This window comes from Buchnera aphidicola (Cinara confinis) (genome assembly GCF_900128735.1).
Taxonomy (GTDB): domain Bacteria; phylum Pseudomonadota; class Gammaproteobacteria; order Enterobacterales; family Enterobacteriaceae; genus Buchnera_F; species Buchnera_F aphidicola_L.
The window spans coordinates 123,732-147,966 of the sequence record NZ_LT667503.1 but is presented as its reverse complement, the minus strand read 5'-3'; the positions used below and the strand labels follow the sequence as shown (position 1 = coordinate 147,966).

The 24,235-nt window shown below is 23.9% G+C and carries 20 protein-coding genes and 1 other RNA gene; 6 read left to right on the top strand and 15 right to left on the bottom strand.

Annotated features, from left to right (window positions below; all coding sequences use genetic code 11):
- Positions 1-192 precede the first annotated feature (192 nt).
- Positions 193-840: a ribonuclease T gene (rnt, locus tag APCICONF2801_RS00640; protein ID WP_075431808.1), complete on the top strand. Its 648-nt coding sequence runs from the start codon at positions 193-195 to the stop codon at positions 838-840.
- A 114-nt stretch (positions 841-954) separates the two neighbouring features.
- On the opposite strand, the gene grxD is transcribed toward rnt, so the two are convergent.
- Positions 955-1,260 carry a Grx4 family monothiol glutaredoxin gene (gene grxD / locus APCICONF2801_RS00635; RefSeq protein WP_075432406.1) on the bottom strand — a complete coding sequence of 102 codons (306 nt, stop codon included), beginning with the start codon at positions 1,258-1,260 and terminating at the stop codon, positions 955-957.
- Positions 1,261-1,493: 233 nt separating this feature from the next.
- Here grxD and ssrA point away from each other — a divergent pair.
- Positions 1,494-1,881: a transfer-messenger RNA gene (gene ssrA, locus APCICONF2801_RS00630) on the top strand.
- Between the two features lie 376 nt (positions 1,882-2,257).
- On the top strand, positions 2,258-2,800 hold the full coding sequence (gene grpE, locus APCICONF2801_RS00625; protein WP_075431806.1) for a nucleotide exchange factor GrpE: 543 nt from the start codon (positions 2,258-2,260) through the stop codon (positions 2,798-2,800).
- Between the two features lie 6 nt (positions 2,801-2,806).
- Here the strand turns inward: grpE and ung are convergent, their stop codons facing one another.
- Complete coding sequence (ung, locus tag APCICONF2801_RS00620) at positions 2,807-3,487, bottom strand: uracil-DNA glycosylase (RefSeq protein WP_075431804.1); 681 nt, start codon at positions 3,485-3,487, stop codon at positions 2,807-2,809.
- A 172-nt stretch (positions 3,488-3,659) separates the two neighbouring features.
- Between ung and APCICONF2801_RS00615 the strand changes: the two genes are divergently transcribed.
- Positions 3,660-4,262 carry a redoxin domain-containing protein gene (locus APCICONF2801_RS00615; protein ID WP_075431802.1) on the top strand — a complete coding sequence of 201 codons (603 nt, stop codon included), beginning with the start codon at positions 3,660-3,662 and terminating at the stop codon, positions 4,260-4,262.
- Positions 4,263-4,496: 234 nt separating this feature from the next.
- Positions 4,497-6,968 (top strand): DNA topoisomerase (ATP-hydrolyzing) subunit A, encoded by a 2,472-nt coding sequence (gene gyrA / locus APCICONF2801_RS00610; protein WP_075431800.1) that lies wholly within the window; start codon positions 4,497-4,499, stop codon positions 6,966-6,968.
- A 211-nt stretch (positions 6,969-7,179) separates the two neighbouring features.
- On the opposite strand, the gene pta is transcribed toward gyrA, so the two are convergent.
- The 5 genes from pta to prfA all read right to left on the bottom strand — a co-directional run bounded on the left by pta (position 7,180) and on the right by prfA (position 12,504).
- A complete protein-coding gene (pta, locus tag APCICONF2801_RS00605) occupies positions 7,180-8,199 on the bottom strand; it encodes a phosphate acetyltransferase (protein ID WP_075431799.1) in 1,020 nt (339 codons plus the stop codon).
- A 60-nt stretch (positions 8,200-8,259) separates the two neighbouring features.
- Positions 8,260-9,468, bottom strand: coding sequence for an acetate/propionate family kinase (locus tag APCICONF2801_RS00600; RefSeq protein WP_231938292.1), 1,209 nt, complete (start codon positions 9,466-9,468; stop codon positions 8,260-8,262).
- Positions 9,469-9,603: 135 nt separating this feature from the next.
- Positions 9,604-10,413 (bottom strand): tetratricopeptide repeat protein, encoded by an 810-nt coding sequence (locus APCICONF2801_RS00595; RefSeq protein ID WP_075431795.1) that lies wholly within the window; start codon positions 10,411-10,413, stop codon positions 9,604-9,606.
- 163 nt (positions 10,414-10,576) lie between these two features.
- A complete protein-coding gene (gene prmC / locus APCICONF2801_RS00590; RefSeq protein WP_075431793.1) occupies positions 10,577-11,410 on the bottom strand; it encodes a peptide chain release factor N(5)-glutamine methyltransferase in 834 nt (277 codons plus the stop codon).
- A 35-nt stretch (positions 11,411-11,445) separates the two neighbouring features.
- Complete coding sequence (prfA, locus tag APCICONF2801_RS00585) at positions 11,446-12,504, bottom strand: peptide chain release factor 1 (RefSeq protein WP_075431791.1); 1,059 nt, start codon at positions 12,502-12,504, stop codon at positions 11,446-11,448.
- Between the two features lie 419 nt (positions 12,505-12,923).
- Between prfA and APCICONF2801_RS00580 the strand changes: the two genes are divergently transcribed.
- Complete coding sequence (locus tag APCICONF2801_RS00580; protein WP_231938298.1) at positions 12,924-13,859, top strand: ribose-phosphate pyrophosphokinase; 936 nt, start codon at positions 12,924-12,926, stop codon at positions 13,857-13,859.
- Positions 13,860-14,105: 246 nt separating this feature from the next.
- On the opposite strand, the gene APCICONF2801_RS00575 is transcribed toward APCICONF2801_RS00580, so the two are convergent.
- The 8 genes from APCICONF2801_RS00575 to nuoG form a co-directional block, all read right to left on the bottom strand.
- On the bottom strand, positions 14,106-15,584 hold the full coding sequence (locus tag APCICONF2801_RS00575) for an NADH-quinone oxidoreductase subunit N (RefSeq protein ID WP_075431788.1): 1,479 nt from the start codon (positions 15,582-15,584) through the stop codon (positions 14,106-14,108).
- A 22-nt stretch (positions 15,585-15,606) separates the two neighbouring features.
- Positions 15,607-17,118 carry a complex I subunit 4 family protein gene (locus APCICONF2801_RS00570; RefSeq protein WP_075431786.1) on the bottom strand — a complete coding sequence of 504 codons (1,512 nt, stop codon included), beginning with the start codon at positions 17,116-17,118 and terminating at the stop codon, positions 15,607-15,609.
- A gap of 132 nt (positions 17,119-17,250) precedes the next feature.
- A complete protein-coding gene (locus APCICONF2801_RS00565; protein ID WP_075431784.1) occupies positions 17,251-19,086 on the bottom strand; it encodes an NADH-quinone oxidoreductase subunit L in 1,836 nt (611 codons plus the stop codon).
- Entirely contained in the window at positions 19,083-19,385 is a 303-nt protein-coding gene (nuoK, locus tag APCICONF2801_RS00560) for an NADH-quinone oxidoreductase subunit NuoK (protein ID WP_075432403.1), read from the bottom strand. Before nuoK ends, APCICONF2801_RS00565 begins: the two co-directional genes overlap by 4 nt.
- Before the next feature lie 3 nt (positions 19,386-19,388).
- The gene (locus APCICONF2801_RS00555; protein ID WP_075431782.1) at positions 19,389-19,913 is read right to left on the bottom strand and encodes an NADH-quinone oxidoreductase subunit J; all 525 of its coding nucleotides are present in this window, start codon (positions 19,911-19,913) and stop codon (positions 19,389-19,391) included.
- 15 nt (positions 19,914-19,928) lie between these two features.
- A complete protein-coding gene (gene nuoI / locus APCICONF2801_RS00550) occupies positions 19,929-20,474 on the bottom strand; it encodes an NADH-quinone oxidoreductase subunit NuoI (RefSeq protein ID WP_075432400.1) in 546 nt (181 codons plus the stop codon).
- An 11-nt stretch (positions 20,475-20,485) separates the two neighbouring features.
- The gene (nuoH, locus tag APCICONF2801_RS00545; protein ID WP_075431781.1) at positions 20,486-21,466 is read right to left on the bottom strand and encodes an NADH-quinone oxidoreductase subunit NuoH; all 981 of its coding nucleotides are present in this window, start codon (positions 21,464-21,466) and stop codon (positions 20,486-20,488) included.
- The gene (nuoG, locus tag APCICONF2801_RS00540; protein WP_075431779.1) at positions 21,466-24,225 is read right to left on the bottom strand and encodes an NADH-quinone oxidoreductase subunit NuoG; all 2,760 of its coding nucleotides are present in this window, start codon (positions 24,223-24,225) and stop codon (positions 21,466-21,468) included. The genes nuoH and nuoG overlap by 1 nt, the downstream gene beginning before the upstream one ends.
- Positions 24,226-24,235: the final 10 nt, after the last annotated feature.

Genomic DNA, 24,235 nt, shown 5'->3' with positions numbered 1-24,235 from the left:
ATATATATCTTTTAAATATAAAATAAATAAATAAAATAAAAATTTTTAAAAATTATTTTAATAATTCAATATATATATGAATAAAAAATAAAAAATAACATAACACCCTATATTTATATAATATTTTTTATCATTAGATGAAAAAATTTATTTATCTAATTGTGACTATAAAAATTTAAAAATGAGATCTATATGTCTATACATCAAACACTAAATTATCGATTCAGAGGTTTTTATCCTGTTGTAATAGATATAGAAAGCGCAGGATTTCATGCAAAAACTGATGCATTATTAGAAATCGCTATTATAACATTAAAAATGAACGAATTAGGATGGTTAAAAATAGATGAAATGTTACATTTTCATATTATACCTTTTAAAGGTTCGATTATTAAAGCAGAATCTGTAGCATTTAATAAAATTGATCCATTTAATCCATTAAGAGGAGCTATTAGTGAAACTGAAGCTTTAGAAAAAATTTTTAAATTAGTCAGAAAAAAAATAACAAAATACAAATGCAAAAGAGGAATAATTGTCGCTCATAATGCTAATTTTGATCATGCATTTTTAATGGCAGCTTCTCACCGAGTAGGAATTACAAAAAATCCATTTCATCCATTCACTACTCTTGATACAGCCGCATTAAGCGGGTTAATTCTCGGACAAACAGTATTAGCAAAAGCATGTAAAATTGCCGGAATTCCGTTCGATACTAATCAAGCTCATTCTGCATTATATGACACTATGCAAACCGCTTATTTATTTTGCGAATTAGTAAACCGATGGAAAAGGCTGGGCGGATGGCCGCCTAGCCTTTTAAATTATAAAAATAAAAAATAAAAAAACCGAACATTAATATTCTGTATTTTTTTTTAAAAAAAATTACATAATTATAAATATCACGTTTAAAAATATAATCAAAAAATAAAAAATCATTATTTAAATTTTGTTATATTATTTTTTTAAAATTTTTAATAATTCACCGTTATGTAACATTTCTAAAATGATATCACAACCTCCAATTAATTCCTTATTAACCCACAATTGAGGAAAAGTAGGCCAATTGGAATATTTAGGTAAATATTTTCGAATTTTAGGAAACTTTAAAATATCAATATACGCATAACAAATTCCGCAAGAATTTAAAGCTTGAATAGCTTGCGCCGAAAAACCGCAGCTAGGATGTAAAGGAGAACCTTTCATATATAAAATAATTTTATTATCTTTTAATTGTTCTTTTATAATTTTAATGGTTTCAATCATTTTTAAAGAATCCCTTAAAAAAAATATTATTTAATTACTATACCAAATGCTTTGTATTTTTTTAAACATAATTATTATTATTTTAATATGAATAAAAATTTTTACGAAATGATTTTTCTTATTATTTAAATTATTTAAATTAATTAAATTACTTAAAATAATAAAAATTATTAAATTAATAAAGATATTGTTTAAATATTTATTTTATATTACAATAAACAATAAATTTTGGGGCTGATTATGGATTTGACAAAATATATGAAAACTAATTATGCATGTCGAGGATTGGTTTGCCTCGTTAAAAAACCAAAAATAATAAACGCAAAACAAAAAAACTACGCTTTAGCAGCTTAAAAAACTGTTTTCAAGCCCTTTCCTTCTTAATCTATTTTATACTTTTGTATAGAAAAAGAAATGTCCAGAAAGGTCATATAAAACAAAAGATTTGATATCTAAAAAAACAATCTTGAAGTTCAGATATCATAAGAAAAAAAAATCAAGATAATAATTTAATATTATGTTTATATAATATTATTATGAAAAATAAAAAATAAACTAAACATGTAGACAATTAGTTTTAATTATTTTGGACGCGGGTTCGAATCCCGCCAGCTCCAAAAAAATAAATAAAAATGAAAGTGTAATTTTCAAAAAATCAAAAGATTTCATTTTTCTCAAATAAATATATAAAAAATATAAAAATACTATTTAAGAAAAATTTCACTTATTTATATACTATATTTTCCAAAAAAATAATAATCTTAATTTATTAAAAGTATTTTCAATATTAATTTTTCTAATCAATTATTTTCTATATATTTTTTATAACAAATTCCATTATTTAAGAAAAATAATTTTATTTTCTTAATATCCTAAAAAAAATCTATAAAAATTATATTACAGATATTATTTCGTTAAATAAAAAATTTTTATTACAGTAAAACATATAAAAAAAATAAAAAATATTTTTTTATATAAAAAATATGAGGAGAATATGAAAAAAAAAGAGTTAGAAAAGCTAAAAAATGAAAAGGAAAATAAAGAAAAAAATAAAACAAAAACTAATAAAACCTCTATAGAATTAATTAAAGAAATAGAAAAAAAAATTGAAGATTTAAAAAAAGAAAAAAAAATAAAATATATACGACATCTTGCTAATATAGAAAATATCAAAAAAGAAAGCGATAAAAAAATAATAATAATTAAAAAAGAAATATCTGAAAAATTCTTTAAAAAAATATTACCAATTATTGAAATAATAGATTATATTTGCAATAAAAATAAATCTTCAATAATATCTAATCATCCTGTTATGGAAGGGATGAAGCTGACAAAAAAAGAATTAAAAAAGATCATAAAAATTTGGAACATTAAAAAAATTAATAAAATCAACAAAAAATTTAATCATAAAAAACATATTAAAAATAATCAAATTAAAAATAATAATGTAAAACAAGAATACGTCTGCGCTATTATTAAACCGGGTTATAAGATTAATGATCAAATCCTTCAAAAAGCAATAGTAGAGACTAAATAAAAAAAATTATTTAATCATATTTTTAAACCAATCTATTGGACTTTTATTTTGTTTTTTTAAATAGTTATTCGTTTTTAAAAAATGTTGGCATCCAAAAAATCCACGATAAGCAGAAAGTGGTGATGGATGCGATGCTTCTAATATAATATGCTTACTTTGATTAATAATTTTTTTTTTTTGACGAGCATGAGAACCCCATAATAAAAAAATAATTCCAGTACAAAAATTATTTATTAATCTAATGACCTGATCTGTAAATATTTCCCAACCATAATTTTTATGCGAGCCTGGTAAACCCTGAGAGACAGTTAGAATAGTATTTAATAAAAATACTCCTTGTACAGCCCAAGGCCGTAAAGATCCATACATTTTTTTTTCAGAAACATTAAAATTATTTTTTAATTCTAGAAAAATATTTTTTAATGATGGTGGAATTTTATGATTTTTTTTTACTGAAAATGCTAATCCAGTTGCTTGATTTATTAAACAATAGGGATCTTGTCCTAAAATAACTACTTTAATTTGATCTAATGGTGTTGTTAAAAATGCTTGAAAAATTAATTTATTTTTCGGATAAATAAATTGATTCATACGTTCTATTTTTAATCGATACAATAATTGGATAAAATATCTTTTTTTTTTTTCAACTTTGAATAAATCAGTCCATTGAACATCATTTGTCTTCATGTTAAAATAACCTTAAAGATTATATATCATATCATTGATTAAGATAATAAAAATCAAAAAAATAAAAAATTTATAATCTTCTCATGTATAAAATATTATTATTCTATCATAATACATACTAAATCTATATATTTTTAAGCGATATTATTATTACTCTTGTTAAGGTGATTATATGACATTGGTATCACAAAAAGCTAAAAACTTTATTTCTCCAGCTATTTTACCTAATGGCGAAATAATTAATAACTTTAATTTATATGAGTATACTAATAAAAAAAATATAATATTATTTTTTTGGCCTATGGATTTTACATTTGTTTGTCCTTCCGAATTAATTCAATTAAATCGCGCGTACGAAGAATTTCAAGAAAGAGAAACATCTATAATTGGTATATCAATTGATTCAGTATACTCACACAACGCTTGGAGAAATACTGCTATTCATCAAGGCGGAATCGGACCTATAAAATTCCCTATGATTTCAGATCTTTCTAAAGAAATACAGCAATCTTATCACGTAGAACATCCTCAATTAAAAATTGCATTAAGAGCATCATTTATTATTGATAAAAAAAGGATTATCAGACATCAATCTATCAATGATTTACCAATTGGACGCAATATTCCTGATCTTTTACGTTTTATTGACGCTTTAAAATTTCATGAAAAATTCGGTGATGTTTGTCCTGCTAATTGGATATCCGGAAAAGAGGGAATGAAGCCTTCTCCTGAAGGTGTAAAAAAATATTTAACTAAAAATTTCAAAAATATTTAAAATGCTATATTTATAATATCAAAAAATATACCATCAATTTCTATAGTGATATATTTAAAACCAGTGATAGTCAATAAACTGGTTTTAAATATATATTTTTTTTAAAAATAAATTTCAAATAAAAAATAAAAAACAATACTTTTATATTCTGAAAATTTTTCACTATTTTATGATAAATTTATGATATAATTAAAATATCTTTTAATAAAAAATATATTTTTGAGATAAAAACTCATGAAAGACCTCAAAAACAACATCACACAGGTCAATATCGAAGAAGAATTAAAAAAATCTTATTTAGATTATTCTATGTCCGTAATAATTGGCCGCGCTTTACCGGATGTACGCGACGGATTAAAACCTGTACATCGAAGAATACTATTTGCCATGAATGTTCTGCATAATGAATGGAATAAACCCTATAAAAAATCAGCACGAATTGTTGGTGATGTGATAGGTAAATATCATCCTCATGGAGATACAGCTGTATATGATGCTATTGTACGCATGGCTCAATCTTTTTCTTTACGTTATGCGTTAATTGATGGACAAGGAAATTTTGGATCAATAGACGGAGATTCAGCAGCTGCTATGCGATATACTGAAATCCGTATGTCTAAAATTGCTCAAGAAATGTTAAAAGACCTAGAAAAAAATACAACAAATTTTGTATTAAATTATGATGGAACAGAAAAAATTCCTGAAATTTTACCCGCTAAAATCCCTAATTTATTAATTAATGGATCTTCTGGAATAGCAGTGGGTATGGCTACTAACATTCCACCTCATAATCTACATGAAGTAATCAATGGATGTTTAGCTTATATAAATAATAATAATATTTCTTTAACTACTTTAATGTCTTATATTCCAGGTCCAGATTTTCCTACTGCAGGAATTATTAATAATCAATTAGGAATAGAAGAAGCTTATCGGACCGGAAAAGGAAAAATTTCAATAAGATCAAAATACACAATTGAGATTAATCAAAAAAACAAAAAAGAATCAATTGTCATTCATGAATTACCATACCAAGTCAATAAAGCTAAATTAATTGAAAAAATAGCTATACTCATTAAAGATAAAAAAATTGATGGAATTTCAGCGATCCGTGATGAATCCGATCAAGACGGAATGCGTATTGTTATTGAAATAAAAAAAGAATTTATTACAAAAATTGTATTAAATCAGTTATATAATTTAACATCTTTACAAATATCATTTGGATTTAATATGGTGGCTTTATCTTCGGGGCAACCTAAAACCATGTCATTAAAAGAAATTATCCAAGAATTTGTACAACATAGAATAGATATTGTCACTCGCCGTTGCATATTTGAATTAAAAAAATTCAAAAAAAGAATGCATTTATTAAAAGGATTTTCTATTGCACTAGAAAATATTGATAAAATTATTCAAATTATTAAAACAGCGGAAAACGGAAAAGTTGCAAAAAATCGTCTAGAAAAAAAAATATGGGTATCAAATAATCGAAAAAAAGAACAAAAAAAACTAAGCGAAATTCAAGCTATCTCTATTTTAGAGATGAGGTTAAATAAATTAACATCACTAGAAACCTATAAAATTAAAAAAGAATATAAAAAAATTACCCAAGAAATAAATCAATTAAATAAAATTTTATCATCTTCTAAGAAAATGATGAACATTATTCAAGATGAATTAATTGAAATTAAAAAAAACTTTTCTGATCCACGTAGAACAAAAATCATAAATGAATGTTCAAAAATTAATTTTGAAGACCTGATTATTAAAGAAAATGTAGTTATAACATTATCTCATTCGGGATATGTAAAATATCAACCAATATCCGATTATAATGCACAAAAAAGAGGTGGAAAAGGAAAATCTGCAGCAAAAACAAAAGAAAAAGATTATATTGAAAATTTATTAGTAGCAAACTCACATGATACAATATTATGTTTTTCTAGCAGAGGTATTTTATATTGGATGAAAGTGTATCAATTACCGGAAAAAAGCCGACATACCAGAGGAAGACCCATTATTAATATTTTACCACTCACTTCTAGAGAACGGATTACAACTATTTTACCTATTAAAAAATATAAATCATCTATTAATATTGTAATGGCTACAGCTCATGGGTTTATTAAAAAAACATCATTAAATCAATTTCAAAAACCAAGAAACGCTGGAATTATTGCTATTAATTTAAGAAAAAATGATGAACTTATCGGAGTTTCATTAACCAACGGTAACGATACAATTATGCTTTTCTCATCTAATGGAAAAATAGTACATTTTTCTGAAAAAAAAATTAGAAATATGGGCCGCACCGCGTCTGGAATTAAAGGTATGAAAATATCAGATAAAGATAAAGTCGTTTCTTTATTAGTTCCTAATCAAAAAGATAATATTTTAATTGTCACTGAACATGGGTATGGTAAACAAACCAATATAAATCAATTTCCTCTGAAATCCAGAGCAACAAAAGGAATTATTTCGATTAAAACTACCAAAAAAAACGGTATTGTTATTGGAGCAATACAAGTAAAAAATGATGATCAAATCATGATGATTACAAATGCAGGAAAATTAGTAAGAACTCGCATTTCTGAAATAGGAACTCTCAAAAGGAATACACAGGGTGTAATTTTAATTAGAATGTCCAAAAAAGAAAAAGTAGTAGGATTACAAAAAATTAAAGATGAATCTCTCTATTTATAATCAATAAATAATAGATGTCACTGAAAAAATATATAATTTTTCTAAAAAAAATTAAGGTATTCCTATATATCAATTAAATAATTTATTTATATAGGAAAAATTATTTTTAAAAACTCCTTTTACAAAAAAAACTCATCTAAAAAATTATTTGATTAAAATTAATTTATTAAAGAGTAATTTAAATTATAAAATATAAAAAATAATAAAAAAATTAATGAATAAAATCTATTTTTTTATTATTATTTTTCCGCTGAGCTTGAATTACTGTAATCGCTATTGTATATACAATATCATTCACTGATGCCCCACGAGACAAATCATTCACTGGTTTTAATAAACCTTGTAAAATAGGACCGATTGATAAAATGTTTGAAGATTGTTGAACAGCTTTATATGTAATGTTTCCAGAATTTAAATCAGGAAAAATTAATATAGTGGCTTTTCCATTTATCACAGATAATGGACTTTTTATATAAGAAATTTTTTGATTAATAGCAGCGTCATACTGTAAAGGACCATCAATTAATATATTAGGATAACGATTTTGCATTAATTTTGTTACGTTTCTAATTTTTTCTACCGATCTTCCTGTTCCAGAATCATGAGTTGAATAAGACAAAAAAACTAATCTCGGTTCTATTTCAAAAAGTTTAGCGGTTTTTAAAGATTGTTCTGCAATTTTTATTAATTGTTCTACATTTGGTTCAGGATTAATAGCGCAATCTCCATAAATTAAAACTTTATCATGAAATAACATAAAAAAAACCGAAGATATAAACATATCTTGATTTAAATGTTTAAAAATACTTAATATCGAACGAATAACATCACCGGTAGAACAAGAGATTCCTGCCACCATTCCATCAACATCATCACTATACAACATCATCATTGCTAAAAAAATATTATCCTGTAATAATTCAAGAGCCAAATTTTTACTTATATTATTTTTTATGTGTAATTTTAATAATGGAGTAATATAATTATTTCTAATAAAACAAGGATCCAGAATAATAATTGAATCATCCAAAATTATGTTATTTAGCGTAGCTAACTCACGAATCTTTTTATCATTACCTAATAAAATACATCGGGCAATGTTTAAATTATTACTGATTGAGATAGCTTTTAATAAATTAATATTATTATTTTCTGGAAAAATAATTACTTTTTTATTTTCGCTAGCTTTTTTTTTTAAAAAATCTTGAAATTCTATTGAATAATTTTTCATGATAAATCATCTTATTAAGTTAAATAAAATATAATCTTTGACTGAATATAAAAAATATTTTTACAAAATTAATTTTAATGTATCTTCAGCAATTATTTGATTTTCGTTTGCCGGAATAACTAAAATTGGACGACTATTTGATGAATGAATAAAGCCTGATTTTCCACTATGCATTAAAAAATTTTTTTCTTTATGCGTTGCTAAATTTAATAATGATAACCGATCAATAATATTTTTTCTAACTAAATTAGAATTTTCACCTATTCCGCCGGTAAAAACCATAGCATCTAATCTCCCTTTCATGCACGCAGTATAACTAGCAATAAACTTAGCTACATGATAGCAATACATATCAAGAGATAAACGAACGTTCTTATTTTTAGTATATAAATTTTCCAATATTCTAAAATCACTGCTAATTTTATTAATACCTAAAACACCTGATTCTTCATTTAATATTTTTTTAATCGTAGAAATTTTTAAATTTAATACTTCGGACATGTATAAAATAATAGAAGGGTCAATATCACCACACCTGGTACCCATAATTAAACCTGCCAACGGAGTTAAACCCATTGAAGTATCAATGGATTCCCCATGAACTATCGCTGTCACAGACGACCCACCTCCTAAATGGCAACTAATAATATTTAAATTCTTTTTTATTTTCTTTAACAAAAAAGCACTTTTTTTTAAGACATAATAATGATTAATTCCATGAGCACCATATCGACGTAAAGCATAACGATCATAAAAATAATATGGAATACCATATAAATAAGAAGATTTAGGCATTGTTTGATGAAAAACTGTATCAAAAACTGCAACATTTTTTCCAGATAAATGAGGCATTAATAAAAATGATGTTTTTATACCTAATAAATTAATAGGATTATGTATCGGTGCAAAAATTGCTGTTTCTTGAATAATTTTCAAAACACAACTATTAATAAGCATTGAAGATTTAATTTTTTTTCCACCATGTACTACTCTATGTCCTATACCAATCACATGGTCCATGTAATAAAAATATTGAGAACATAAAACCTCAAAAACAAATTGAATAACTTTTTTATAAGATAAATTTTTTTTTAACTGTATAAATTTTTTATCTTTTTGTAATTTTTTAAAATATAAAGTCACAGTATTTGTATTAAAATTATCTGCAGCACCAATTAAATAAGTAATTTTTTTAATTGGATCAATAATAGAAAACTTAAAAGAAGAACTTCCGCAATTCAAAACCAAAATCAATTGATTTTGCATCATATATACCTTTTTATATTAATAAACTTTATAAATAAAATACTGCTATATTAATTTTCAAAAAAATAAATTATAAAGATATCAAATAATTTTCTTAACAATAATTTAAATTAATTTTATCTAATCAAATCCGACTTATTAATTCATAATACTTTTCTTCTGTTGAATTGAATGAATCTGTACTTTAATAATTTCACTAACAGGATCATCAGGACAATGTTCTATAAAATATATAAGATCTAATAAAGCTGTATTATAACATTTTAATTGTGAACAAATTAAACCTCTATCTCTTATTTCATATGGATCTTTCGGATTAATTTTTAATAATAAGTCACTGACTTTTAAAGCGAGTTCTATTGATTTTTCTTCGATTAATGAAATCTTTAATATATCTAATAATTTTTGAATAACCTGTAAAGGTTTAGCTTCCGCAATATCTTTTAAAGATAGCGTAGTAGTAGGACTAATGTTTCCTTTTAACCAATATTCTAAAATACACTGATCTAATATTTCACCATTAAAAGGATTAATAAAAAAGACCTCATTATTCTCATTATTGACACGTAAAATAAATTGAGTCGGGAAAATAACAGGTACAATAGATAATTTAAAAATTTTTGCAATATGTAAAAAAATTATTCCCAACGATATTGCTGTACCAGTATGTGTCTGTAAAACTGAATCTATCCAAATCATATTCGACAGTTTATATTTTTTCTGTGATGGTCCAAAATTCCAGACATTATAAAATAAATATAATAATTTTTTTAACTGTTCTTTTGGTTTTTTTTCTCGCGATAAAAAAAATTTTGCTTTTTTTACTTTTTGATTTAATTCAAAAAGGACCTTTTTAACCGAAAAATCATCACGAATATATTCCATAATTTTAACAGCTACTTCACATAAAGAAACTATAGAAAAATCAATGTTTATAAAATCTATCATATGCCATCCAAAATAAGTATTTTGTCTATAAGATATATATTACTAAATAAAATAAAACAACTTCATAAATATTTATCTTAGATAAAAATTATCACAGTATAAATTATAATCAAATTACGTGATTGATCAATATAAAACTTTAAAAAATTAGATGAATTAGAAATTATCCTTTTATTAAACCTGCTGTAACACGAATATATCCTGCGTAATCTTTATAGGAATGTATATTAACAAATAAATTATCTTTAAATAACTTTCTGATAATATTTTTTTGTTTATAACAATGCTCAATACATAACCAACCAGGATAAATAAAAAAATGTATAGAGTTCTTGATAATATATTTTATATATTCTATTCCATATTTTCCTGCAACTAAAGCATGATAAGGTTCAAATAACAAATTATGCCGTGATAAATAAAAATCTTTATATGATAAATAAGGCGGATTACTAACAATAATATTAAACTTTTTATTTTTAATGCTTGAGAACCAATTACTATTTTTGAAAAAAACGTTTTTTATTTTTAAATGATCTAAATTATATTTAGCGACTGACAAAGCATGATCACAATTATCAACACCAAGAACTTTACAATACGATTTTTCTTTTGCTAAAGCGAGAGCTATAGCACCACTACCTGTTCCCAAATCTAATATTTTTTTTCTACATCGCGATATTTTATCTAATACTACTTGTACTAATATTTCTGTATCTGGACGAGGAATTAAAACAGACGATGAAACATATAAAGGTAAAGACCAAAACTCTTTCTTTTTTAAAATATACGCAATTGGTTCACCATGTATACGACGCTGCAACAGATTTTGTAATAAATAAATTTCATATAAAGTTAGCACTCTATTTTCATAAGATATTAGGTACTCTCTAGAACATTTTAAAACAAAACATAATAATAGTTTTATATCTAAATTTACTGTCATAGAAATTTTTAATTTTTTTTTTGCATGTACTATCCAATCTATTATTTTCATTAAAAAATACCGTTTATATCTCAAAAAATCATTGATCAACTATTATTTTTATATTCTTGTAATAAAGGATTAATTAAAAGATCTAATTTTCCAGCGAATACTTCATCTAAACGATATAAAGTCAAATTAATGCGATGATCAGTAATACGATTTTGTGGAAAATTATACGTTCTATTTCTATCTGAACGCTCGCCTGTACCCAATAAATTACGACGAATAAGAGAATTTTCTTTATTTTTTTTTATAATATTTGCTGTATGAATTTTAGCACATAAAACTGCAAGAGCTTTTTCTTTATTTTTATGTTGCGAACGCTCATCTTGACACTCGACAACCTGTCCAGAAGGTAAATGCGTGATCCTAACCGCAGAATCTGTTGTATTCACATGTTGCCCACCTGCTCCAGAAGATCTAAAGGTATCAATTTTTAAATCAGTTATATTCAAAGATATTTTTTTAGATTTTGGTACATTTGGCATAATCGCTACGGTACAAGTTGAAGTATGAATACGCCCTTGAGACTCAGTTTTTGGAACACGTTGAACTCTATGTCCTCCTGATTCAAAAGCCAACTTTCTACAAACATCGTTTCCTTTTATTTTTAATATAATTTCTTTATATCCTCCTTTTTCATTTTCATGAATATTGATAATATTTACTGACCATATATTTAATTCAGCATAACGTATATACATTTTACATAAATCTTTTGAAAAAATAGCAGCTTCATCTCCTCCTGTTGCTGCTCGAATTTCTAAAAAACAACAATTTTGATTATAAGAATTACATGGAAATAAAAAAGATTTTAACCGAGTTTCTAAAATTTTCTTTTTAGCAAACAAAATATTTAATTCATCTTTTACTAAATTTCCTAAAGTGATATCATGTAATAATAATTCTGTATTCTTAATATCATTATTTATTTTATTCCAAGAAACAAAAGCTTTATTTATATTAGATAACTTAGATTTTTCTTTAGATAATTGAGAAAAATTATGTTTATTTAGGTTAGTATATCCATCTTTTAATAACAACTCTAACTCTTTATAACGTTGTATTAAATTTTTTAATTTTTTAAAAATTGAATCCTTCATACAAAATAACCTTGTTATAGTAATATTAAAAAAATGTTTATATGAAACGCATAAAAAATAAAAACATATTCATAATTGTATTGTAAAAATAAAGTAATAAAAAATCACTGATACCACTAAAAAAATGTGAATTACTTTCTATCATATTTATTCTATGATATATTACATATAATACTATGTATATAATAAATTTTCAAAAAGTATGCCGGTCAAAATAAGAAATAAAATTCATATAAAAATATTATAAAGTCAAAAAAGAAAGTATTTTAAAATCAAGTTTAACTTTTATTAATCATAATAATATCCTAATTTCTATTTTATTCATGAATTAATTTTCAAAAAATTAGAAAAAACCAATATATATATCAAAAAAACAAAATATCTTTATAGAAATAAGGTTATTTATTAAAATGAATAATATGAAATTATTTTCAGGTAATTCAGTTCCTCAATTAGCTCTTTCTGTTTCCAAATTTCTAAAAAAAGATCTAGGAAAAGCTACAGTTAGCCGATTTAGTGATGGGGAAATTAGCGTACAAATTCATGAAAATATAAGAGGTTCAGATGTATTTTTAATACAATCTACCTGTTCTCCTGCAAATGATAATTTAATGGAATTAATTATTATGATAGACGCTTTACGTCGAGCGTCTGCTAAAAGAATAACGGCCGTTATGCCGTATTTTGGATATGCGCGACAAGATAGAAGAATTAGATCAACTCGAGTGCCTATCACTGCTAAAGTTATAGCCAATTTTTTATCAAATGTTGGTGTAGATCGAATATTAACTATAGACCTCCATTCTGAACACATTCAAGGTTTTTTTGATATTCCAATAGATAATATTTTTGGTAATTTAATTTTATTAAAAGATATGTTTAAAAGAAAATTTATTAATCCTATTATTGTTTCACCCGACATCGGGGGCGTAATAAGAGCGCGCTCAATTGCTAAATTATTATATGATATCGAAATGGCGATCATTGATAAAAGAAGACCTAAAGCAAATACTTCTCAAGTTATGAATATAATTGGTAATATTAAAGATCGTGATTGTATTCTTGTAGATGATATGATTGATACAGGATCAACCTTATGTCAAGCAGCTAAAACTCTCAAAAAAAATGGAGCTCATCGAGTGTTTTCTTATGTTATACATCCTATTCTCTCAGGAACAGCAGCTGAAAACTTAAAAAATTCAGAAATTGATGAAATTGTTTTATGCGATACAATTCCTGTATCAAAAAAAATAACCTCACTTAAAAAAATAAAAATACTAACAGTTTCAAAAATGTTAGCGGAAGCTATTCGAAGAATCAATAAAGAAAAATCGATTTCCGCTATGTTCAACTAATTCTTAAATAAAAGAGAATAAATTTTATTTATTTTTAATTAGAAACTTACCTATTATTTAAAAAAATATTTTTAAATATTTTTTTAAATAATATAAAAAAAATGTTGGAAAATAATCCAACATTTCATATCAAAAAAATCAAAAAATACGTACTAGATTAAAATACCTCTATAATTTTAATTGATATTTAGAAAATATTTTGAAATAAAAAATTTTTAAAAAAAAATTGTACTTAAAAAAAATTTTTTAAAAAATATTAATAATATTAATCACTTTTTGCGGAAAAAAACCTAAAATAAAAAATAAAAAACTTAAAAATAAAATAAAAAAATATTGAATATTTATATATTCTTGTTCTAAAAGAGAATCAACATTACTGATATCCAATAAACCATATTTCTTTTGAAATAAACTGGAAATAATAGGTAAATAACACTGCATACCAATTATATTACTAAATAAAATAATTAATAATATAAACCATAATTTATTGTGTAACAAAAAACGAAATAAAAAAAACTTACCCCAAAAACCAAATGTAAAAGGAAATCCAGCCAAGGATAATAATAATAAAGTCATACAAAAACAAAGAATGGGATTTTTCCAATATAATCCTTGTAAACAATTATTATATTGATAATAATTGTTATAAAAAAATTTATAATCTATATAACTCTTAATACTAAAAAAACAAATCATACTTAAAATATATCCAAAAAAGTAAATATAAAAACCCTCTAAAAAAATTCTTTCTACTTGATTTAATAAAATAACTAAAATTAATAATAGATAACCAGTATTTGTTACAGAAGAATATGCAATTAATCTATTAATATTTTTTTGAAAAAAAGCCATACAATTTCCAAAAAAAATTGAACAGGTAGCCGCAATAATTAATAAAATATATATAATTTTACAATAGTATAATGCTGGTATACCAAATAAAAAACGCAATAAAAAAGTAAAGATCGAAATTTTAGTAGCAATAGAAAAATAAATTAATGAAAAAGCACTCATACAATTATAGATATCTGGCGTCCATAAATATAGGGGAAATAAAGACAACTTAAAAAAAAAAGAGATAAAAATAGTTATTAAACCAAATAATATTTTTTTATCTAGCATTAGAGAGGGATAATATAAAAACATATTAGAAATATGAGAAAAACATAATTGACCGGTAGCTGAATATATAATCAAACATCCAAATAACATCATAAGAGAAGAAAAAATAGAAAGAATCATATATTTTAAAGTAAAAAAAATCGTTTTTTTTAAATTATGCATATATCCAACTATCCCTAATGCCGGTAAAAATAATAACTCAATTCCAATAAATAATGTAGCAATATGATTCGAAATTAAAATAATTAAACCACCAATAGTTGATAATAATAAAAAAATAAGAAATTCAATCTTATTATACATCTTTGATATTATCCATGAAGATGAAAAAATACAAGTATAAAAACTTGCAAGTAATAAAAAAAACATGGATATTTTAGAATATTTATCTATAATAAACAATTCTGAATACCATCGATATCCTTTGTTATTCCCTAAAAATATTAATGCAATACTACAAGATAAACTAAAAAAAGTAATCACAATATTCATATTGTAAAAATTTAACTTTAGAGCAATACAAATAAAAACAACAATCATTGTAATCAATAAAAAAAATATAGGTAATACTGGAATGAAAATTTCAAATAATGGTATCATTTTTAGTAATTCACCTTATATTTTAAAAAAATGGTATATAGGGTTGATATAAATAAGCAGTAATATCATAAATAAAATGTATTAAGAAGTTAGGATATATACCTAAAAAAATAAGAATAACTACCAGAATAATTAACATACTTATATTTAATATAGAAACTTCTAAAAATGTTTCTTTATAATTAGTAGATTCATATAAAATTTTATTAAGAAAAGTTAAACAATATATCGCAGATAAAATAAAAACAAAAAAAAGAGCTATACCTAACCAAGGTGATGAATAAAAGATACCCCATAGCATCATAAACTCACCAGAAAAATTTCCCGTACACGGCAAACCTAAATTGACTAAAGAAAAAAATAAAAATAAAAACAATAATAAAGGATTATTCGAAAATATATCACTCATATAAAAAATATTATATGACTTAATATGATTATGTATAATACTAGCCATAATTAAAAAAGCCGATGTAGATAATGCATATGAAATAATATATAAAATAACCCCTTGATATGCAATAATATTCTCGCTATGTAAAGCCATAAAAACAATACCCATATGGGAAATAGAAGAATATGATATAAAATTTTTTATATTATTTTGTGAACACGCTAAAAAACCCCCATATATTACAGAAATTATTCCAAAAAATAAAAAAAATTCAGAAAAATAATGTATTGCTCTAGGAAAAAAGATAATTGAAAATCTCAAAAAACCATATACAGATGTTTTTAATAAAATACCAATTAAATCAATAGACCCCGAAGATGGGGTAAAAAGTTGTAATGTTGACAACCAACTATGAAAAGGCACTAAAGGCATTTTGATTATAAAAGATAAGAAAAAACAAAACATTAAAATGCACTCAGTTAAAAAAGACATAGGGGTATTTAATAGTGAACAATAATTAAATGTCCATATTCCTGAACTATTATAATGCACCCAAGCTAATAACATGGAAGATAGCAAAAAAAATAAACCAGATAATTGCGAATAAATAAAAAATTTTCGTGCTGCATGTAAACGCGTATATTGAATAGCAATATATTTATATCCCCATATAACTATAATATAATAAATTGACAATAATAAAAGTTCAAAAAAACAAAAAAATAAAAATAAATCAAGCGAAAGAAATACCCCCAATGTTGCCGCTATAATTAATTGAAATAAAAAATAAAAAACCTCTATATTTTTATAATCATGATACCATTCACAAAGTATTGCTATAATCCCAATAAAAGATGTTAATAGTATCATTAATAATGAAAGCTTATCTAATCCTAAATGAAAAAATATTCCAAAATTTGGTACCCAAGGTACAGAAAATTCAGATATCCAATGATTTGCTATAATATTATTATATTTACATCCGAAAAAACTATAAAAAAATAAATAGACTGAAATAAAAAAACAAAAAAATATAGAAAACATAGCTATAATACGAGGTAATGCTAAACATAATCGTATCGATAAAAAAGATAAGAAAGATCCCAAAAAAGGAATAAGAATTAAAATGAGAAGTAACATTTACAATAAAACCCTTACATTAAATGAAAAAATATAAAAATAATAAAAAAATTTAAAGAGATCTTAAAGAACATCAAAAAATAATATTTTTTTATAAAAAAAGAAGAAATTACATAAAAATAAAAATCATCTTTAAATTAATAAAAATAAAAATAAAATAATAGACCAACTTAAAATAAATGATTTAATATGCCATAATATATTTTTATATTCTAATGTTAATTTATAATTCATAAAATAAAAAAATATATCTGATAAAAGATTCATAATATAACTAAATGGATCATCAGATAAAATAAAAACAATTTTTAAAAAAAGCTCAATAAAAACAAATTCATAAAATTTATCTAAACTAAAATTTTTCTGAAATAATAATATTTTTTTTAAAAAATCATAAGTTCTTATTTTTTTAGAAACAATAAAAAAAGAAAAAAGAAATCCTAAAAAAGACAAAAATAAAATAAAAAATTCAAGAAAAAAATGACTCAATAATGCTATTTTTTTATAGGTATAAATGAAAAAACAATAATACGTGATGAAATACCATGCAAATGGTGTACAAAAAAAACATAATAAAATTAAAGGAAGGCTATGAAAAATATTATAATGTATATCCGATAAAAAAACTGAATTATTATTATGAAATATTAATAAAAACATTCGAAATGTATATATTGAGGTTAAAAAAACACCGATTAATCCAACTAGTAAAAATTCTATACGTTTACTATAATACAAATGCCATAAAATATTACCTTTACTATAAAATGCTGAAGTTAAAAAAGGAAAAGATAAGAGGGACGCGCAACCAATTAAAAAAGCACAATATACCAACGGAATTTTTTTATATAAATTACCTCCCATATTTAAAATATTTTTCTCAGCTTTCATATATTTAATAATAGATCCAGCCGCTAAAAAGAGTAAAGATTTAAAAAATGCATGATGAATTAAATGTATAATAGCACCAAACGAATTATATGTACCTAATGCTAGAAATATATAACCAATTTGACTCATCGTAGAATATGCTAAAATATACTTTATATCGTTTTCAAAAATTGCATTCCAACTCGATATTAAAAGCGTAATAGACCCTATAATCGAAAGAAAATACATTGCATAAAAATTATAAAGAAAAAGTGGGTATATTCGTAATATAAGATATATACCAGAAATTACGATTGTTGTAGAGTGTAATAATGCTGATGTAGGGGTAGGTCCGACCATAGCATCTCTTAACCATGTATTTAATGGTATTTGTGCAGATTTTCCGATAATTCCTAATACCAAAAAAAAAGCAATAAAAAACAAAAAATAATCATTTTGATAAAAAATTTTTTGATTATGAATCATATTATTTAACGTATGAAAATTTATAGTATGAAATTTAAAAAATATTAAAAAAATAGACAATAATAAAAAAATGTCACCGCAACGAGTCATTAAAAATGATTTAGTTGCTGAAATACTATTTTTAATATCATGTCGATAAAAACCTATCAATAAATACGAACAAATTCCTATCGCTTCCCAAGAAAAAAAGAAAAGAATTAAATTATCCGATAATAATAGTACTAACATAAAAAAAACAAAAATATTCATATATAAAAAATATCGAATCAATTGATTATTATGATTCATATACCAAAAAGAAAAAAAATATACTAAAAAACTAACCAGTGTTATCATACATAACATAGATAATGATAAACTATCTATGATAAAACCAAACTGAATGATATAATTATTAATTGTTATCCAATTCCATAAAGGTACACAAAGAAAATCAGAGGAACCAAAAAAAGAACGAAAAAAATAGCCGATATACAAAGAAAGAAGAAATGTTAAAAAAATAAAAACAATACCAATTAATCCCATATTTTTTTTTGCAAAAAAAATATTTAAAAACAATAAGAAAAAACAATTTAAAAAAGGAAGAAAAGCAACCAAATAAATTAAATTCATTGACTGATCTCGCTTAATATACATATGTTTAAAGTATTATAACATTGATAAAATTTTGTTAACAATATTAATGCAATTCCAACTTCTGCCGCAGCCACAGTAATAATAAAAATATACATAATTTGTCCATCTATTTGATTCCAATAATGACTTATTGTTATCATTGATAAAAGTATCGAGTTAATCATAACCTCTAAACCAATAAAAATGAAAATTAAATTCTCTTTTATTAATAAAATAAAAATACCTAAAAAAAATAAAATAAAAGATAAGATTAAACATTTATTTATTGTTAACAACATTTATTTTAAACCTTTATTTATAATAGTATGAATATATCTATTATTTTTAATAAAGAAACAAACAAGAATTACAGATGATAATAAAAGTAATGACGCTAATTCTATGAGAAAACAATATTTTCTAAAAAAACAAAAACCAATATCTTTTATCGATATAATACGAAAAAATATGTTTTGTTTAGATATTATATTATATTGAAAATATAAAAATGAAATTACCGGAATAAAAAAACAAAACAAAAAAATATTATTTAAAGAAAAAAATTTCCTAAAAGGGTAAATAGAAAGATTTTTATTAAAATCTATTAACATAATAATAAATAAAAATAAAACAACAATTGATCCTGCATAGATAATAATTTCTAACGCACCTAAAAAATATGATCCTAATGTAAAAAATATCCCAGAAAGTGAAAATATAAATAAAACAAAATACAATAAAACATAAATTAAATTATTATTAATTAAAATTAAAAAAATCCATAAAACCGAAAAGAAACTAAAAAAATAAAATAAAATAGACATTATAATTAATACCTCTTAAGGCAAAAGAGAAGTAGTATCAACTGTATTCAAAATCTTTTTCGAACGAGTATTTTTTAAATTATTTTTAACATTGATACCGGATACCGAATAGAAATCATAATCGCTATATTTTCCGGGTCCCGATATTAGTAAATCTTTTTTTTCATATAGCAAATATTCACTAGAAAAATCACTGAGTTCTATGTCTGGAGTTAATTGAATAGCAGAAGTAGGACATGCTTCCTCACATAAACCACAAAAAATACAACGCGCAAAATTTATTTTAAAGGATTTAGCATACCAACGGCCATTTTTTTTTTCCGATTTTTTGACTTCAATACAACCTGTAGGACAAACTACTGAACAAAGATTACATGCAACACAACGTTCATTTCCCCCAGGATCTCGTGTTAATATAATACGACCACGATATCGTAAAGACAAATTTAATGCAGCTTCAGGGTAAAGTTTCGTTTCTCTTTTAGAGAAAATATTTAAAAAAATTAATATAATACTACGTAATTGACTATACAATCCAAAAAATATATTTTTTAGCTTCATAAATACCTTTTTTATATAATTTTTAATAAAATCATAATACTGGTAAATAATAAATTTAATAAAGCAACTGGTAAACAAAAAGTCCAGCTAAATAGCATAACATGATCATATCTAGGTCTTGGTAAAGAAGCTCTTAATAAAATAATGATAAAAAGAAAGCTTGCGGTCTTAATTAAAAACCAAAAAAAAGGGGGTAAAAAAGGACCAAACCAACCACCAAAAAATAAACACGTCATTAATGACGATACAGTAATCATAGAAATATATTCTCCAATAAAAAACATTCCGAATTTCATTCCAGAATATTCAATATGATATCCATCTGCTAACTCTTGTTCAGATTCAGGTTGATCAAAAGGATGTCTATGACATAGCGCAATACAAGAAATAAAAAATACCATAAATCCAAAAAACTGAGGTATAATATTCCACATTTTTGTTTGAGAATTAATAATATCTAATATATTAAAAGATTTGGCTTGCATAACTACACCCATCATTGACAGACCTAAAAAAACTTCATAACTTAACATTTGTGCTGTTGATCGTATAGCTCCTAATAAAGAATATTTGTTATGACTAGACCAACCTGCTAATAAAACACCATAAATAGATAAAGATCCCATAATTAAAAAAAATAAAACCCCAATATTTAAATTAATTATTAATATATGATTCGTGACAGGAATTGCAGCAAAAACCAAAAACAAAGAAAGAAAAGAAATTACAGGAGCTAGAATAAATAAAAATTTTTCACTAAAAGGTGGAATCCAATCTTCTTTAAAAACTAATTTAATTCCATCAGCTAAAATTTGTAAACAACCATTCCAGCCTACTCTATTAGGACCGTAACGATTTTGTAATAATCCTAATAATTTTCTTTCTATCACCGTTAAAAAAGACGCGCTGATAATTATTAAAAATAGAATTATACCAGTTATAACAGTTTTGTTATAAATAAAAAAAAAATAATTATCTAAAAAATGATTCATTAAGTAACCTTTTTTCGAATATCGGTAATTATCCTTCCAACTATACTAGTCGGGATGTTCATACCACCTAATGGTAATCCTAACAAATGACTCTCTAGTATTTTTGAAATATATACCGGCAAATTAAATACATTCATTTCAAATTGGAATTCAATGATATCACCATCATGTAAATTAAATAAACACGCATCATGATCATTCATTATAGCGTAATAATAATTATTATTACTCAATCTTTTAAAATATTGCTGACTTAATTCTTCGCTATATAACAAATAATAATATGGAACTACAGTAAATTCTGATAATTTTTTTTTACGTTTTATATTTTTATTTTCTAACGTATAATACAATATGTTTTTATTTATTGCCTTAGGGTATAATATATCTTCAGTAAAAAAAGAAAAATTTTTATGCTGTAATGATTTCTCTAATTTATAATAAGATTGTCCGGAATTCCATCCAGGAGACCAAGAAAAAGGAAGATAAGTAAAATTTTCTTTAATACTTTGAACGCTTCCTCCTTCCATAGAAAAAGTAAACATTGTATCTTGATCAAGCGGAACAGAAGATTTATTTATTTTCTGATCTTGATGTGATGCATTTCGTCCGCTACAACGCTGTGAAGATCTTGCGATTTTTTGCCCGGCAATACGAAAAAAAGAATCCGGAGAAACTTTTTTTATTGTTTTAAACATCGGAAATAAAAAAAGACATAAATCAATCATATTATCTAAAGTAAATTTTTCAATTATAGCGCTAGATATAACGACTTCTTTTACACCATATAACCAGCGCCAACTATCTAAAATAAATATATCAGAATTATAAAAATTTGGTATAAAAGCTCTAAAAAAACGTTGAGCTCGGCTTTCATAATTGATCACGGTCCCTGAACTTTCAAAAAAATTAGTACAAGGTAAAAAAATATTTGCATGATTTACCGTTTGATTAAAATAATGATCTAGCACAATTATGTTAGTAACTTGATCTAATATTTTTTTAATCTTAAAATAAGACATTGATCGATATAAATCATTTTCTAAAATAATTAAAGTTTTTATCTGGTCATTTTTTATTTTTTCTAAAGCAGCATTTAAAGACATTCCAGAAATTAATATAGTACCTATGCTATTTACAGAAGGTGGAAACAATGCTAATCCTACTAAAAAATTTTTTTCTTTTAATCTTGTAGTAACATTGATAACACTTTTAAGAATTTGATCATTCAAATAAGATGCGCCTGAAATAATAAGAGGTTTTTTTGCTTGAATTAGACTCTTAGCTATTAAAACTATTTTTTTAAATAAAAATTTTTCATATTTGTTATTAATATTAACAAAATTATTATAAATACATTCTGCAATACCATTTACTAATTTTATTTGATTTTTTATTGAACCATAATAATTCCAAGTACTAATATCATCTAATTTAGTTTTATCTATGGAAGTTATAAATAACAAATTTTTTTTATTTTTACTAATATTTTGCATGGCATATGAATGCCAAGACGGAATATCATTTTGCGTCTTATGAATGGTATTTTTTTTTACATTTTTAATAGCTTGACGTACAGCTAACGCTGCTCGAGGAGCAGTTTGAGTTATATCTTCTCCAACAATTAATATTACATCATAATTTTCCATTTCTGAAATAGTAGGTATATAAAATCCACCATTTTGAATAGCCTCTAAAATTAATTTCGCACACTGACTTGATTCATGCAACATTCCATTGGAAAAATTATTTTTCCCAACTAAATTATATAAAGCCACATTACTTTCAAGACTAGCTCTAACTGAACCAATCCCTAATATCGAAGAACAGGAGTTTTTTAAAATATCAGCAATCTTGGTAATAGCATTAGAATAATTAATTCGTTGAATTGTAGTATTTATACGTTGAAATGGATTTTTTAATCTATTATTTAAATTAGAGAATCCATAACTAAATTTGCCTAAATCACATAAAAAATGTTTATTAATATTTTTATTATATCTATTATCTATACGACATAATGTACCTAATTTTTCTCCAATACTAATATTGCAGCCGATACTGCAATGATGACAAACACTGGGGGTATACTGTAAATCCCATTTTCGATAAAAATTTTTTTTATTAGTTTTATCTGTAAAAACACCTGTAGGACAAACATCAATTAAATTTCCAGAAAACTCACTTTCTAAACTTCCTTCTTCTACTCTTCCAAAATAAATTTTATTCCCAGAACCATAAACCCCAAAATCTTTTCCTCCAGCATAATCATTATAATATCGTACACAACGATAACATGTAATACAACGATTCATAGTATGCGATATCAAAGGGCCTAAAAATTGATTTTTAAAAACTCTTTTTTCAAATCTATAACGACGAATATAATGCTGGTTTAAAACCGTCATATCCTGAAGATGACAACTTCCACCTTCAGCGCAAATTGGACAGTCATGTGGATGATTTAACATCATCAATTCCAATATCCCTTTACGAAATTTTTTTGTTTCAGAATCTACAATTGATATCCTCATTTCATTTTGAACTAAAGTCATACAAGACATTACAATCGTACCGTGTATATCAGAACTATTTTTATAAATTTTAACCGCACATTGCCTACAAGCGCCAATACTTCCTAATTCAGGATGCCAACAAAAATATGGTATCTCTAGACCAAGAGATAAACAAATTTGCAAAAGATTATTTAACGAATCCTTTATAAAAAATTTTTTTTTGTCAATATAAATTTTTATCATGAGAATACCG

What these genes read in the sequence shown, in the direction of transcription:
- rnt (WP_075431808.1), top strand. Translation starts at nt 193, where the DNA reads ATGTCTATACATCAAACACTAAATTATCGATTCAGAGGTTTTTATCCT.
- grpE (WP_075431806.1), top strand. Translation starts at nt 2,258, where the DNA reads ATGAAAAAAAAAGAGTTAGAAAAGCTAAAAAATGAAAAGGAAAATAAA.
- ung (WP_075431804.1), bottom strand. Translation starts at nt 3,487, where the DNA reads ATGAAGACAAATGATGTTCAATGGACTGATTTATTCAAAGTTGAAAAA.
- APCICONF2801_RS00615 (WP_075431802.1), top strand. Translation starts at nt 3,660, where the DNA reads ATGACATTGGTATCACAAAAAGCTAAAAACTTTATTTCTCCAGCTATT.
- gyrA (WP_075431800.1), top strand. Translation starts at nt 4,497, where the DNA reads ATGAAAGACCTCAAAAACAACATCACACAGGTCAATATCGAAGAAGAA.
- pta (WP_075431799.1), bottom strand. Translation starts at nt 8,199, where the DNA reads ATGAAAAATTATTCAATAGAATTTCAAGATTTTTTAAAAAAAAAAGCT.
- APCICONF2801_RS00600 (WP_231938292.1), bottom strand. Translation starts at nt 9,468, where the DNA reads ATGATGCAAAATCAATTGATTTTGGTTTTGAATTGCGGAAGTTCTTCT.
- APCICONF2801_RS00595 (WP_075431795.1), bottom strand. Translation starts at nt 10,413, where the DNA reads ATGATAGATTTTATAAACATTGATTTTTCTATAGTTTCTTTATGTGAA.
- prmC (WP_075431793.1), bottom strand. Translation starts at nt 11,410, where the DNA reads ATGAAAATAATAGATTGGATAGTACATGCAAAAAAAAAATTAAAAATT.
- prfA (WP_075431791.1), bottom strand. Translation starts at nt 12,504, where the DNA reads ATGAAGGATTCAATTTTTAAAAAATTAAAAAATTTAATACAACGTTAT.
- APCICONF2801_RS00580 (WP_231938298.1), top strand. Translation starts at nt 12,924, where the DNA reads ATGAAATTATTTTCAGGTAATTCAGTTCCTCAATTAGCTCTTTCTGTT.
- APCICONF2801_RS00575 (WP_075431788.1), bottom strand. Translation starts at nt 15,584, where the DNA reads ATGATACCATTATTTGAAATTTTCATTCCAGTATTACCTATATTTTTT.
- APCICONF2801_RS00570 (WP_075431786.1), bottom strand. Translation starts at nt 17,118, where the DNA reads ATGTTACTTCTCATTTTAATTCTTATTCCTTTTTTGGGATCTTTCTTA.
- APCICONF2801_RS00565 (WP_075431784.1), bottom strand. Translation starts at nt 19,086, where the DNA reads ATGAATTTAATTTATTTGGTTGCTTTTCTTCCTTTTTTAAATTGTTTT.
- APCICONF2801_RS00555 (WP_075431782.1), bottom strand. Translation starts at nt 19,913, where the DNA reads ATGTCTATTTTATTTTATTTTTTTAGTTTCTTTTCGGTTTTATGGATT.
- nuoI (WP_075432400.1), bottom strand. Translation starts at nt 20,474, where the DNA reads ATGAAGCTAAAAAATATATTTTTTGGATTGTATAGTCAATTACGTAGT.
- nuoH (WP_075431781.1), bottom strand. Translation starts at nt 21,466, where the DNA reads ATGAATCATTTTTTAGATAATTATTTTTTTTTTATTTATAACAAAACT.
- nuoG (WP_075431779.1), bottom strand. Translation starts at nt 24,225, where the DNA reads ATGATAAAAATTTATATTGACAAAAAAAAATTTTTTATAAAGGATTCG.